The sequence below is a fragment of the Amycolatopsis sp. NPDC114505 genome, from assembly GCF_055633615.1.
Genome location: NZ_JBVKDV010000002.1, coordinates 639864 through 653454, shown reverse-complemented (window position 1 = coordinate 653454; position 13591 = coordinate 639864). Strand labels below are relative to the sequence as shown.

12 protein-coding genes are annotated in these 13591 nt (G+C 73.0%); 7 read left to right on the top strand and 5 right to left on the bottom strand.

Going from position 1 to position 13591, the window contains the following annotated elements; translation table 11 throughout:
- Position 1: 1 nt before the first annotated feature.
- Positions 2 to 673: a ribulose-phosphate 3-epimerase gene (gene rpe, locus ACZ7OU_RS21130; protein WP_470257637.1), complete on the bottom strand. Its 672-nt coding sequence runs from the start codon at positions 671 to 673 to the stop codon at positions 2 to 4.
- Between the two features lie 121 nt (positions 674 to 794).
- Between rpe and ACZ7OU_RS21125 the strand changes: the two genes are divergently transcribed.
- The 4 genes from ACZ7OU_RS21125 to ACZ7OU_RS21110 all read left to right on the top strand — a co-directional run bounded on the left by ACZ7OU_RS21125 (position 795) and on the right by ACZ7OU_RS21110 (position 5404).
- Positions 795 to 1994 carry a sensor histidine kinase gene (locus ACZ7OU_RS21125; protein ID WP_470256326.1) on the top strand — a complete coding sequence of 400 codons (1200 nt, stop codon included), beginning with the start codon at positions 795 to 797 and terminating at the stop codon, positions 1992 to 1994.
- Complete coding sequence (locus tag ACZ7OU_RS21120; protein ID WP_470256325.1) at positions 1991 to 2650, top strand: response regulator transcription factor; 660 nt, start codon at positions 1991 to 1993, stop codon at positions 2648 to 2650. Before ACZ7OU_RS21125 ends, ACZ7OU_RS21120 begins: the two co-directional genes overlap by 4 nt.
- 156 nt (positions 2651 to 2806) lie before the next feature.
- Positions 2807 to 4201, top strand: coding sequence for an alkaline phosphatase (gene phoA / locus ACZ7OU_RS21115; protein ID WP_470256324.1), 1395 nt, complete (start codon positions 2807 to 2809; stop codon positions 4199 to 4201).
- A gap of 102 nt (positions 4202 to 4303) precedes the next feature.
- On the top strand, positions 4304 to 5404 hold the full coding sequence (locus ACZ7OU_RS21110; RefSeq protein WP_470256323.1) for a serine hydrolase domain-containing protein: 1101 nt from the start codon (positions 4304 to 4306) through the stop codon (positions 5402 to 5404).
- Here the strand turns inward: ACZ7OU_RS21110 and ACZ7OU_RS21105 are convergent, their stop codons facing one another.
- From ACZ7OU_RS21105 to fmt, 3 genes are read right to left on the bottom strand one after another with little or no spacing between them, the layout of a single operon-like run.
- Positions 5405 to 5902, bottom strand: coding sequence for a flavoprotein (locus ACZ7OU_RS21105; protein ID WP_470256322.1), 498 nt, complete (start codon positions 5900 to 5902; stop codon positions 5405 to 5407).
- Entirely contained in the window at positions 5899 to 7323 is a 1425-nt protein-coding gene (locus ACZ7OU_RS21100; protein WP_470256321.1) for an RsmB/NOP family class I SAM-dependent RNA methyltransferase, read from the bottom strand. Before ACZ7OU_RS21100 ends, ACZ7OU_RS21105 begins: the two co-directional genes overlap by 4 nt.
- Positions 7320 to 8246, bottom strand: a complete 927-nt coding sequence (gene fmt / locus ACZ7OU_RS21095; RefSeq protein ID WP_470238385.1) for a methionyl-tRNA formyltransferase — start codon at positions 8244 to 8246, stop codon at positions 7320 to 7322. The genes ACZ7OU_RS21100 and fmt overlap by 4 nt, the downstream gene beginning before the upstream one ends.
- A gap of 146 nt (positions 8247 to 8392) precedes the next feature.
- Here fmt and ACZ7OU_RS21090 point away from each other — a divergent pair, with 146 nt between their 5' ends.
- A complete protein-coding gene (locus ACZ7OU_RS21090) occupies positions 8393 to 9337 on the top strand; it encodes a GNAT family N-acetyltransferase (protein ID WP_470256320.1) in 945 nt (314 codons plus the stop codon).
- 1 nt (position 9338) lies between these two features.
- On the opposite strand, the gene ggt is transcribed toward ACZ7OU_RS21090, so the two are convergent.
- A complete protein-coding gene (ggt, locus tag ACZ7OU_RS21085; protein ID WP_470256319.1) occupies positions 9339 to 11135 on the bottom strand; it encodes a gamma-glutamyltransferase in 1797 nt (598 codons plus the stop codon).
- Between the two features lie 203 nt (positions 11136 to 11338).
- Between ggt and ACZ7OU_RS21080 the strand changes: the two genes are divergently transcribed.
- On the top strand, positions 11339 to 12154 hold the full coding sequence (locus ACZ7OU_RS21080; RefSeq protein WP_470256318.1) for a lysozyme: 816 nt from the start codon (positions 11339 to 11341) through the stop codon (positions 12152 to 12154).
- Between the two features lie 79 nt (positions 12155 to 12233).
- Complete coding sequence (locus ACZ7OU_RS21075; protein ID WP_470256317.1) at positions 12234 to 13568, top strand: pyroglutamyl-peptidase I; 1335 nt, start codon at positions 12234 to 12236, stop codon at positions 13566 to 13568.
- The last annotated feature ends 23 nt before the right edge of the window (positions 13569 to 13591 follow it).

Here is a 13591-nt window from a genome sequence, read left to right as displayed (position 1 = left end):
ATCAGCCGGCCCGGCCGCGCGCCGCCTGCTCGCGCAGCGCGGCGACCGCTTTGCCCGGATCACCGGCGTCGTAGACGGCGGACCCGGCGACGAAGCAGTCGACGCCCGCCTCGGCGGCCTGCTCGATGGTCTCGGCGTTGATCCCGCCGTCGATCTCGACGACGAGCTTCAGGTGCCCGGTGTCGACGAGCCGCCGCGCGGTGCGCACCTTCTCCAGGACGTCGGCGATGAACGACTGCCCGCCGAAGCCCGGCTCGACCGACATGACCAGCAGCGTGTCGTAGTGCTTGAGCACGTCGAGCCACGGTTCGAGCGCGGTGCCCGGCTTGACCGACAGGCCGGCCCTGGCACCGGCGGCGCGCAGGTTCTTGGCCAGCGCGACGGGGTCCTTCGCGGCTTCGGCGTGCACGGTGACGTTGTAGGCGCCGGCCTCGGCGTACCCGGTCGCCCAGCGGTCCGGGTCGTCGATCATCAGGTGGCAGTCGATCGGCAGGTCGGTGCTCTTGAGCAGCGCCTTGACCACGGGCAGGCCGAGGGTCAGGTTGGGCACGAAGTGCGCGTCCATGACGTCGACGTGGACCCAGTCGGCGCGGGCCTCGCCGGTGCCGGCGACGGCGGCGATCTCCTCGCCGAGCCGGGCGAAGTCCGCGGACAGGATGCTGGGGGCGATCAGGGGTCGGTCAGCCACGTCCCGAGTGTAGGAGGCCGGTGCTAACGGTCGCTAACCGGTTGTGACCAGAATCTGGCTCCGGAGAGGGAGGTCACGGCCATCCCGGCCGCCCTACGCTCGCCGCATGCCCGGATTCCTCCTGTCCCTGACGCGGATCGGCAGCTACCGCAGCCTGCTCCACGCCGCCGCGGGCGCCGCCATCGCGGCGCCGGTGTCCCCCTTCGCCCTGGCCGTGGCGGTGTCCGTCGAAGCCGACTCCCGGGTCCGCGCGCTCGTCGCCCTGCTCGCCCTCACCGTGCTGATGGGGCTGCTGGGCCTGCTGGGACCGGTGCGACGCCTCGGCATCGGCCTGGCGAACACCCTGCTCGGCACCCACGTCCCCGCGCCCGAGGGCCGGCCGGACGCGGCGTCGCGGCTGCGGTCCGGGCTGTGGCTCGCGCTGCACACCGCGGCCAGCGGCGTCCTGTTCACCGTGCTGGCCTTCCTGGGCCTCGGGCTGCTCGTGCCCGCGATCTGGCTGGCGGGCGGGCAGGACACGATCTCGCTGTACCGGTCCGGAGTCCCGCTCGGGGCGTGGACGATCCCGTTCGGGCTGGTGGTGGCGTTTGCGGCACTGGCGCTGACGGCGGCCGCCACCTTCGGCCTCCGGGCGGGCGCGACCGCGCTGCTGGGCCCGTCCACAGCCGAACGCGCGGCCCTGGCCGAACGCCGCGCCGCCGTGCTCGCCCAGCGCAACCGGCTCGCCCGCGAGCTGCACGACTCGATCGGGCACACGTTGACGACGTCGACCATCCAGGCGGCGGCCGCGGCCGAGCTGGTCGAGGCCGACCCGGCTCAGGTGCGGCGCGCACTGGGCACGATCGAAGAAGCGTCTCGAAGCGCCCTCGAGGACCTCGACCACGTTCTCGGCCTGCTGCGCGAGGAACCCGCGGCCAAGGAACCGATGCGCACGCTCGCCGAGGTCGACGTCCTCGCCGTGCGCGCCCGCGACGCCGGGCTCGACGTCCGGCTGACCGTCAGCGGACCGGTCGCCACGCTGCCCGCCGCCGTGTCGCGCGAGGGCTACCGGATCGTCCAGGAGGGCCTGACCAACGCGCTGCGCCACGCCGGCCCGGGCGGGGTCGACGTCCGCGTCGAGGCCGGGCCCGAGCGCCTGGCGATCGCCGTGGTCAACGCCCTGCCCGGCGTGGGTCCGCGGCCCGGGCGGCGCGGGCTGACCGGGCTCGCCGAGCGCGTCGAAGCCCTGCGCGGCGAGCTCGACGCCGGTCCGGACGGAGAGCGGTGGCGGCTGCGCGCGACCATCCCGCTGCGGACGGGCGCATGACGCCCACCGTCCTCCTGGCCGACGACGAGCCGCTGGTGCGCACCGGCCTGCGGGCGCTGCTGGAGCAGCAGGGCCTGACTGTGATCGGCGAAGCGGCCGACGGCTCGGAGGTGCTGCCCGCGGTCCGCCGCGCCCGGCCCGACGTCGTGCTGATGGACGTCCGGATGCCCGGGATGGACGGCATCGAGGCGACCCGGCAGCTGCTCGCCGAGCCGGCCGAGCCGCCGAAGGTCCTCGTCGTCACGACGTTCGACAACGACGACTACGTGCACGAGGCGCTGCTGGCCGGGGCGAGCGGGTTCCTGCTCAAACGGGCGCGCAAGGAGGAGATCGCGCACGCCGTCCGGACCGTCGCCACCGGCGAGTCGCTGCTGTTCCCGGAAGCGATCCGGCGGCTGGTGAGCGCCCGGCTGCCGGACGGGCGGTACGCGCGGGCCGCGAAAGCGCTCACCCGGCGCGAAGCCGAGGTGCTCCGGCTGGTCGCGACCGGACTGTCCAACCAGGACATCGCGGCCGCGCTCGTGATCAGCCTCGAGACCGTGAAGACGCACGTGGGCAACGTCTTCGCGAAGCTCGGCGCGGGCAACCGCGCCCAGGCGGTGGTCATAGCGTACGAATCGGGCATCGTCGCGCCGGGCCACCTCGCCGGTCAATAACCGACGTGCTCCCGGTCACCTCCGTGAAGCCATGAGTTCCCCCAGCGGTCACCTGGCGCTCACCCGCCGTCCCTCCTCGGCACACATGCAGACGGACTAATAGCCCGTGTCCGGAATCCGGGCTCTTACCTCCCGAAGTCCCCGAAGAGGAGAAACATGGCTTCGCTGCTCACCGGCCGCCGCCGGTGGCTGGTCGCGGGCGCGCTCGGCGCCGCACTGGTCGCCGCCGCCCCGGTCGCCATCGCCGCCAACGGCTCCGACAGCGACAACGCGCGTTCGTCGGCCGGCACCGGTGACCGCACCAACGACGTCCGCTCCGCGATCCAGGGCGGCAGTGCCCGCAACGTCATCCTGTTCCTGGGTGACGGCATGGGCCAGTCGGAGATCACGTCCGCGCGCAACTACGAGCGCGGCGCCGCCGGCCGGCTCGCGATGGACGAGCTGCCGCTGACCGGTGACTACACCACCTACGCGGTCGAGCAGAACAACCCCGGCAAGCCGAACTACGTGACCGACTCGGCCGCGTCCGGCACCGGCTGGGCCACCGGCGTCAAGACCTACAACGGCGCCATCTCGGTCGACGCGTACGGCAACCCCGTGCCGACGATCCTCGAGCTGGCCAAGCGCGGCGGCCTGCGCACCGGCGACGTCACCACCGCCGAGGTCCAGGACGCCACGCCGGCCGTGCTCGGCTCGCACGTCGTGAGCCGCGACTGCAAGGGCCCGGTCGAGACGACCGCCAAGTGCGCGGTCAACGCCAAGGAGAAGGGCGGCGCCGGCTCGATCTCCGAGCAGCTCGTCCAGACCCGCCCCGACGTCCTGCTGGGCGGCGGCGCGACGTACTTCGACCAGACGGTCACCGCCGGCAAGTTCAAGGGCAAGACCGTCCTCGACCAGGCCAAGGCGGCCGGCTACAACGTCGTGAACACCGCGGCGGACCTGGCGGCGGCCAAGAAGGGCAAGCCGGTCCTCGGCCTGTTCGCCAAGAACAACATGCCGGTGAACTGGACCGGCCCGGCGGCCGTCCACGGCGGCACCGCGCCGTCGCGCTGCACCGCCAACCCGGCGCTGCCGAAGACGCAGCCGAAGCTGGCCGACCAGACCCGCAAGGCGCTGGAGCTGCTCGACGACCGTCACTCGGACAAGGGCTTCTTCCTGCAGGTCGAGGGCGCGAGCATCGACAAGCAGGACCACGCCGCCGACCCGTGCGGCCAGATCGGCGAGACGATCGACTTCGACGCGGCGATCGCGGCGGGCACGGCGTTCGCCCGCAGCCACCCCGACACGCTGGTGCTGGTGACGGCCGACCACGGCCACAGCAGCCAGATCGTCGAGCCGACGGCCACCCCGGGCCTGACCGCGACGCTGGTCACCAACGAGGGTGCGAACATGACCCTCGCGTACGGCACCGCCGAGACCGGCGGCTCGCAGTCGCACACGGGCACCCAGGTCCGCATCGCGGCCATGGGCCCGCAGGCGGCCAACATCGTCGGCCTGACCAACCAGACCGACCTGTTCGGCACGCTGAAGCGCGCGCTGCGCCTGCGCTGACGTGGTGGGGCAGGCCCCCGGATCGTTCGGGCGGCCTGCCCCATGCCCCCTGGTGCCGTGGCTCCCTAGGTTGGGAGTACCACGACACCAGGGGGTTCTTTCATGCGGAAGTCATTGCGCGGCAAGCGGATCATCGCTTGCGGCACCCTCGTCGCACTCCTCGCTGCGACCACGGCGGCGCCGGCGCTCGCCACCACCAGCCCACTCCAGGGCGCGCTCGACACGTTGACCGCCCAGGACGGCGTCCCGGGCGCCGAGGCGGTCGTCCAGGACGGCTCCCGGACGCGGGTCACGCGCAGCGGCACGGGGGACGTGACGACCGGGAAACCGTTCCCGCGCAACGGGTCCTTCCGCGCGGGCAGCGTCACGAAGTCGTTCGTCGCGACGGTCGTGCTGCAGCTGGTCGGCGAGGGCCGGGTGAAGCTGGACGCGCCGGTCGAGCGGTACCTGCCCGGCCTGCTACCCGACCGGCGGATCACCGTGCGGCAGCTGCTCCAGCACACCAGCGGGCTGTACAACTACACCGACGACCTCGCGTTGAGCGACCCGGAGTCGCTGCGCCACCGCGGCGCGGAGCCGGCCGAGCTGGTGGCGATGGCGCTGAAGCACCCGGCGCTGTTCCCGCCCGGCACGAGCTGGTCGTACTCGAACACCAACTACATCGTCGCCGGGATGCTCGTCTCGCAGGTCACGGGGCGTTCCGTGGGCGACGAGATCGCGCGGCGGATCACCCGGCCGTTGGGCCTGCACGACACGTACCTCCCCCGCCGCGGCGACGAGAAGCTGCCGGACCCGCACGCCGTCGGTTACGTGCCGTTTGGTGGGAAGCTGGTGGACTTCAGCGACTACGACGCGACGATCGCCGGGGCGGCGGGCGGGCTCATCTCGACCCCGGCCGACCTCGATCGGTTCTACGGCGCCCTGCTCGGCGGGCGGTTGCTGCGTCCGGCCGAGCTGGCCGAGATGAAGCGCACGGTCCCGGCGGATCTCGGCATCCCGGGGGCGGGTTACGGCTTGGGGCTGGGCAGTGTTCCGCTGTCGTGCGGGGAGTTTTGGGGTCATGAAGGCGGAATCCTCGGCTTCACGAACCTGGCCGGCGTCGGCCCGGGTGGTCGCCGGGTGACGGTGGTGCTGAACGAGAACCCGACTCCGGCCGAAACGAGCGGGCACCTGCTGGCCGCCACCGACGCGGCGGCCTGCTGATCAGGGAAGCAGGTCCAAGACCTCGGTCCAATGCCGCCCGACGTCCAGCCGGTGCAGCGTCACCCCTACTCCCGCGAGGGTGTCGAGGTGGCGCTGCCATGCCGGGTGGTGCACTCGGGTGTCCTGGATCTGGTACGCCACCACGATCGTGATCCCCGGGGCGCCGAGGACGTCGCCGAGGACCGTCAGTGCCTGGTTGTCCGCGATGCCCAGCGCCAGCTTCGCGACCGAATTGGCCGATGCCGGCGCGAACAGGAACACCGAAGGGTCCGGGTGCGGCCGCGGCTCCCCCGGCAGCCGGGACACGCTGCGCACCGGCAGGTCGGTCGACAAAGCAACCTCGGCGAGCGCGCCCGTCGACTCCAGCCAACGATGAGCCGTCGGCGTCAAGGTGATCGCCGGGCGCCAGCCGCGCTCGGCGGCGGGCCGGACCAGCTCGGCGGCGAACCGGGTGTCCAGCCCGCCGCACGAGCCGGCGATCAGCCCGAGGTCTCTCACGGTTTGCGCAGCACGGCGCAGAACATCGCGTCCGTGCCGTGGCGGTGCGGCCAGAGCTGCACGTACGGCCCGTCGCCGAGCTCGGGGACACCGGGGAAGAACTCCCGTGAGTCCAGCACTTCGGCCTTCAGCCGCCGGGCCGTCTCGCCCAGCACGCCTTCGGTCTCCGCCAGGTGCGGCGAGCAGACGACGTACGTGAGCGCGCCGCCCGGTCGCAGCAGTGCGTACGCCGCGGTGATCAGCTCACCCTGCAGCTTCGTCAGGTCCGCGACGTCCGACGGCTGCCGGCGCCAGCGTGCCTCCGGCCGCCGACGCAGTGCGCCGAGACCGCTGCACGGCGCGTCGACCAGGATGCGGTCGTAGCCCGGCTCCAGACCCGACTCGCGGCCGTCGGCGACGTGCACCTTCACCGGCAGGCCGGTCGTGGCCTTCTCGACGAGCTTCGCGCGGTGCGGCGCCTTCTCGACGGCGTCCACCGTCGCCCCGCTCAACGCCGCCAGCGCGCCGAGCAGCGTCGCCTTGCCGCCGGGACCGGCGCAGAGGTCGAGCCAGCGCTCGTCGGAGCCCTCGACCGGCACCTTCGTCGCGGCGATCGCGCACAGCTGGCTGCCCTCGTCCTGCACCGCGGCCAGCCGCTCGCGGATCGGCTCCGCGTCGGCCGGGTCACCGGCGCCGGAGGGCAGGCGGACGCCGTAGGGCGAGTACGGCGCGGGGTCGCCGCCGGTGATCGCCGCCAGCTCGTCGGCGGTGATCTCGCCGGGCCGGGCGACCAGGTGCACCTCGGGCCGCGCGTCGTCGGCCTCCAGGGCCGCCTTCAGCCCCGCGCCCTTGTCCCCCAGCGCTTCGGCGAACGAGCGGGCGATCCAGCGCGGGTGCGCGGTGCGCAGCGCGAACGCCCCGATCGGATCCTTGGCCTCGTCCGGCGCGACCTCGTCCAGCCAGGCCGCTTCGTCCTTTTCGGACACCTTGCGCATGATGGCGTTCGCGAAACCCGTTGCCCACGAACCAGCTTCGGCGCGCACGAGGTCCACAGTGGACGTCACGGCGGCGTGCTCCGGGATGCGCGTGCGCAGCAGCTGGTAGACGCCGAGCCGCAGCGCGTCCAGCACCACCGGGTCGGTCTTGGCCAGCGGCCGCTCGGCGTTGGCCTCGATGACGGCGTCGAGCAGGCCCTGGGCCCGCGACGTGCCGTACGCCAGCTCGGTCGCCAGCGCCGCGTCCCGGCCGCCGATCCGCCGCTCGCGCAGCAGGTCCGGCAGGACGAGGTTGGCGTAGGCGTCCTTCTCCCGGACCGCGCGCAGGACGTCGAACGCGGCCTGCCGGGCCGGGTCCACCTCCGGCGGGCGGCGCGGGCCTTCCTTGCGCGGAGCCGGGCGGCCCCGGTCCGGCCGTGACGGACGTCGTTCCCTGTGGTCGTTCACCGGAGGCGTTCTCCCTGGTCGATCCTCGTACCTCGCGCCCAGTCGGTGGCCGCCATCCGTTTCTTGCCGGGTGCCTGGACCTCGCCGAGCCGCAACGGCTTGGTCGCCGTCCCGACCAGCACCCGCTTGCGTTCGACCACGATCTCCCCCGGCGGCGGGCCGGGCTCGTCGACCACCGTCACCGGGCCGAGCTTGAACCGCTCGCCGCGGAACTCCGCCCACGCACCCGGGTCCGGGGTGACCGACCGGATCTGGCGGTCGACCGCCGCGGCCGGGTCGGCGAAGGACACCCGGGCGTCCTCGACGGTCACCTTCGGCGCGTAGCTCATCCCCTCGGCGGGCTGCTCGCGCGCGACGAGGCTGCCGTCGGCCAGACCGTCCATGGTGGACAGCAGCAGCTTGGCGCCGGACTCCGACAGGCGCCCGAGCAGGCCGCCCGCCGTGTCGGTCCCGCCGATCGCCTCGGTGACGAAGCCGAAGACCGGGCCCGCGTCCAGCTCCTTGACGATCCGGAAGGTCGACGCGCCGGTGATCTCGTCGCCGGCGCGGATCGCGGCCTGCACCGGCGCGGCGCCGCGCCACGCGGGCAGCAGCGAGAAGTGCAGGTTCACCCAGCCGAGGCGCGGGATGTCGAGGGCGGCCTGCGGCAGCAACGCACCGTAGGCGACGACCGGGCAGGCGTCCGGCGCGAGCTCGGTCAGCCGGGCGAGGAAGGCCGGGTCGCCGGCGCGCGCGGGCGTCAGGACCTCGATGCCGTGCTCGTCGGCGAGGGCGCCGATCGGCGAGCGGACGACCCGGCGGCCGCGGCCGGCCTGGGCGTCGGGCCGGGTGACGACGGCGACGATCTCGTGCCGGCCGGAGTCGAGCAGGGCGCGCAGCGCCGGGACCGCCGGTTCGGGGGTGCCGGCGAAGACGAGCTTCATCGGCGCACCCCCGGCGGGAGCGGGGAGGATTCACATGGCTGGAACATCGGAGCCGAGTCTAGAAGGCCCCCGTGATCGGGGCGCGCCCGCCTGACCGCCGGTAATCGGCACGACAGGCCCGGCTCCCGGGCGTTAGCGTCGCCGGTATGCACGGACTGACGTGGCGGCCGCTCACCCGCGAGGACGCCCAGGCCTCGGCCGACCTCCTCAACGCCATGGAATCCGTGGACGCGATCGGCGAGCACTACACCGCCGAGGACACCCTCCAAGAGCTGGTCGACCCCTACGCCGACCTCGAACGCGGCAGCCTCGCGGCCTTCGGCGGCGACACGATGATCGGCTATGTGAAGATCCGGTTCAAGCCGTCCGCCGGCGAGGTCCACCGGGTCTTCCTGGACGGCGGGGTGCACCCGGCGCACCGGCGCCGCGGGGTCGGGACCCGGCTCGTCGAAGCCGGGGTCGCCGCGGCGAAGGTGCTGCACGCCCGGCACCACCCGGACGCGAAGCTCGTGGTCGACGTCCACCGGCCCGGGCACATCGCCGGCCTCGCCGAGCTGATGCGCTCCCGGGGCTTCGCGCCGGTCCGGTACTTCCGGCGGATGGAGCACCCCCTCGGGGACGTCGCGCCGGGGGAAGCCCGGATCGAGCCGTGGTCGGAGCAGACCGACGAAGACTTCCGGCGTGTCCGGAACGCGGCGTTCGAGGACGCCTGGGGCGCGGTCCCGATGCCGCCGGACATGTGGCGGAACAAGATCGTCAACCAGACGTTCCGGCCCGAGGTCAGCTTCCTGGCCCGCGACGCGACCGGAGCACCGGCGGGCTTGCTGGTGACCCTGTCCTGGGACGCCGACACCGCGGCGACCGGGATCCGCGACGCGCACTTCATGGTCGTCGGGACGCTCCCGGAGCACCGGAAGCGCGGCGTCGCGACGGCCCTGCTGGCCCACGCGTTGCAGGCCGCGAAGGACCACGGTTACGACCAGGCGAGCCTGGTGGTGGACTCGGCGAGCCCGTCCGGCGCCTCCGGGGTGTTCGAACGGGCGGGGTTCGTCCCGAAGACGCCGTACATCCGCTGGGCTCTCGAAGCCTGACCTACCAGCGCGCCGGCCACACCACCTGCGCCGCGCCCTGACCGCGTCGGACCGGTTCCGCCGCCGCCAGCCAGCGGCCGTCACGCAGGCGCTCCACGCCCGTCGCCGCGCCGATCTCCGCCGGTGCCGTCGAGAAGCCCTGGCCGCGGGCCCTCAGGTCCGCCGTCTCCGGCTGGTCCAGGAACGCCTGCTCGACCTGCGCGGCCGCCGAGTTGCGCTGCGATGCCCGCGGCGCCGCGATGGCGTCCTCCAGCGACAGCCCGCGGTCGAGCCGGCCGAGGATCACCTGCAGGACGGTGGTGATGATCGACGCGCCGCCCGGCGAACCCGTCGCGAAGAACGGGCGGCCGTGGTCGAGCACGATCGTCGGCGCCATCGACGAGCGCGGACGCTTGCCGGGGCCGGGCAGGTTCGGGTCGGGCACGCCCGGCGTCACCGGCGTGAACGAGAAGTCGGTCAGCTCGTTGTTGAGCAGGAACCCGCGGCCCGGCACGACGATCCCGCTGCCGCCCTCCTGCTCGATCGTCAGCGTGTAGGCGACGACGTTGCCCCACTTGTCGGCGACCGTGAGGTGCGTGGTGTTCTCGCCCTCGTACGGCGTCGGCGCGGCGGTGGTCCCGGCCGCGCACGGTGTCGGATGGCGAGGGTCGGCCGGCGCGACCGGGCTGGTCGCGGCCTTGTCCTTCGAGATCAGGCACGCCCGCGAGTCGGCGAAGCGCTGGCTCAGCAGCTCCTTGGCCGGGACGTCGATGACGGCGGGGTCGCCGATCCAGCGGTTGCGGTCGGCGAAGGCGAACCGCGTCGACTCCAGGAAGTACTGCAGGTAGTCGGCCTTGCTCGCGTGCTTGAGGTCGAAGTTCTCGAGGATGTTGAGCGCCTCGGCCACCGTGAGCCCGCCGGACGACGGCGCGGGCATGCCGTAGACGTCGAGGCCGTGGTAGCTCGTGCGGGTCGGGTCGCGCTCGATCGCGCGGTAGGCCGCGAGGTCGGCCGTGCTGAGCTTGCCGGGACGCACGTTCAGCGTCGAGGCCGGGTCCTTCGGCGGCTGCTGCACGGTCTTGGCGATGTCCGCGCCGATCTGGCCCTGGTACAGCGCGTCGACGCCGCGGCGTTCGAGCTGCGCGTAGGTGTCCGCGAGGTCGGGGTTCCGGAAGACCGTCCCGGGCGACGGCGGGGCGCCGCCGGGCAGGTACAGCGACCGCGTCGAGGGGAACGCGGAGAACCGCGCGGCGTTGTTCGCGATCTGCGTCTGGAACGTCGAGTCGACGACGAATCCCTTGCGCGCCAGGTCTTCGGCGGGCTTCAGGGACTTCGCCAGCGAGCGCGTCCCCCACTTGCGCAGCGCCTCGGACCACGTCGCGGGCGTGCCGGGGACGCCGACGCTGAGCCCGCTCGTGACGGCGTCGTTGAACGGCAGCGGCTGGCCGTTCTCGACGAAGAGGTTCGCGTCAGCGGTCTTCGGCGCCGTCTCGCGGCCGTCGAGGGCGTGGACGCGGTGGGTCTTCGCGTCGTAGAAGACGAAGAACCCGCCCCCGCCGACGCCGGCGGAGAACGGGTCGGTGACGCCGAGCGCGGCGGCGACCGCGACGGCCGCGTCGACGGCGTTGCCGCCGTCGCGCAGGACCTGGGTGCCGATCGCGGTGGCGTCGGCGTCGATGCTGGCCACCGCGCCCCCGAAGCCGACGGCGACCGGGGACTTCGGCGTGGGGGTGGCGGCGGTGGCGGGTCCGGCGGCGACGGTCGTGAGGAGCGCGGCCGTGGCGGCGATGACGAGGGTGCGACTCCGGTGCGCGGGCATGCGGGCGAGTCTGCCCTTCGGACCAGGCACGTTCAAGACGCCAAAAGGCGCCGCACCCCGCTCGTCAGAATTTTACGAGTTTCCCCAGACTTCGAAATTGGATCACATGGCGGAGTGACGCCGCCCACATCGCTGTCACAGAATCGTCCGGCGTGGCCCTGCACAGCCGCGCACAGCGAGGGCAACCGAAAGGACAACTGAAGATGACCGCACCACGCAGATGGCGCCGCATGCTCGGCGCCGCTGTTGCCGTCTCGACCTCCCTGCTGGTCGTGACCGCCCCCGGCGCGTCGGCGTCACCGGGCCTGCCGGACCAGGACGCGTCGGACAACCACGAGATGGGCGCGGCGATCCGCGCCCACGACGGCGTGGCCCCGGCGGGGCTCGCGCCGGCCTCGGTGGACGCCAGCGTCCCGGGCATCGACGTCAGCTCCTACCAGGGCAACGTCAACTGGGCGTCGTACTGGAGCGCGGGCAAGAAGTTCGCCTACGTCAAGGCGACCGAGGGCACCAGCTACCAGAACGCGTACTTCAGCCAGCAGTACACGGGGTCGTACAACGTCGGCATGATCCGCGGGGCCTACCACTACGGCCGCCCGGACGGGGCCGGCGGCGCCGCGCAGGCCGACTACTTCGTCGCCCACGGCGGCGGCTGGTCGAAGGACGGCAAGACGCTCCCGGGCACGCTCGACATCGAGTGGGGCCCGAACAACGCGTGCTACGGCAAGACGCCGGCCCAGATGGTGGCGTGGATCAAGGCGTTCAGCGACGAGTACCACGCGAAGACGACCCGCTGGCCGGTGATCTACACGGCGACGAGCTGGTGGAGCCAGTGCACCGGCAACACGGGCGACTTCAGCTCGACGAACCCCCTGTGGGTGGCGCGTTATGCGTCGTCGGCGGGGACGTTGCCGTACAACTGGGGCTTCTACACGTTCTGGCAGTACAGCTCTTCGCCCATTGACCAGGACCAGTTCAGCGCGGACATTTCGCGCTTGAAGGTCCTCGCCACGGGCTGATCCCGACTTCCGCGGGTTACGCGGGTGGCGCGGTCGGCGGAAGACTCGGCCGCGTCACCCACGCCGTGGAGGGAAATCCGTGCGCCTGACCGCTCTGCTCCCCCTGCTCGCCGCCGTTCCGCTCTTCGCCTTCCCCACCGTCGCCACGGCCGCGCCCGGCTGTTTCGACGCCGGTGTTCCGCTGACCGTCGAGGAACAGCGTCTGACCGCCTCCCTGCCCGCGGGTGGTCCCGCCGTCGGGCCCGAGCTCGTGCGGCTGGCGGGGTTCGATCCGCTCGTCGCCGAGGTGAAGCACGACCTCTGCGCGGCGCGGACCCCGCGTCGCGCCGAGCACGTCGTCACCCAGGCCGGTGAGCGGCTGTGGCGGACCGCCGTCGACCGCGCGCAGGGCCGCCGTCCCGATCTCGGCACGCTCGACCGGTTCGACGACCGGCCGCTGTACTGGGCGCGGCTGCAGCTCAGCAGCGCGATCCGGCAGTGGAAGTCGTTCCCCTCGCAGCGGGACGCGCTGCTGACGGCGTTCGATCGCGGCGCGCGTGGCCTCGACGACGTCCGGTTCCCGCTCGGGAAGGCGCGGCGGGTGATGGTGAGCGGCTTCGACCCGTTCCAGCTGGACGGCGCGGGCATCACCATCTCGAACCCGGCGGGCGCGTCGGCACTGCAGCTCGACGGGCGGGTGCTCGACACGCCGGCCGGCCCGGCCGTGGTGCAGGCGGTGAGCTTCCCGGTGGTGTGGGGCTACTTCGACCAGGGCATCGTGGAAGCGGCGTACGGCACGGCGTTGCGCGACCGCGCGCGGCGGCCGGACGTGGTGCTGACGATCAGCCAGGGCCGCCCGGGCCGCTTCGACGTCGAACGCTGGGCCGGCGCCTGGCGCGGCGGTTTCCCGGACAACAACAACGTGTCCGTGACGGGCGGGGTCCCGCCGGCCGCGGGCTGGCCCCAGCCGGACGTCCAGTTCATCGAGACGACGCTGCCGTACACGCGGATGCTCGAGGTGACCGGCGCTTATCCGGTCAACTTCAACCAGGCGTTCTGCGTGTGGCCGGACTCTTCACACCCGGGTGCGGGGACGCCGGTGTGCCGCTCGGACGCCCCGGTACCGGGCGAAATCGCGGCTTCGGGCGGGGGCGGAAACTATCTGTCGAACGAGTCGATGTTCCGCGCGAACCGAGTGCGGCTGGGCCTGGGGCTGACTTCGGTGTCGGGCGGGCATTTGCACACGCCGGTGCTGGGCCAGCCGACGGGCTTGACGGACCCGGCTTTCGAGGCTCGTCGCCAGGCGATCGCGGCCGAGGTGGTCGACCTGACGTCCGCCGCGGCCGGCGGTGCGGGTTCGACGGTTCCGTTGCCGCAGAAGGAATCCCCGCGGGTGGCGCTGGATTCGTTGCCGGGCACGGTTCTCGGCCACTGATCCGGCGGAATTCGCGCGCACGC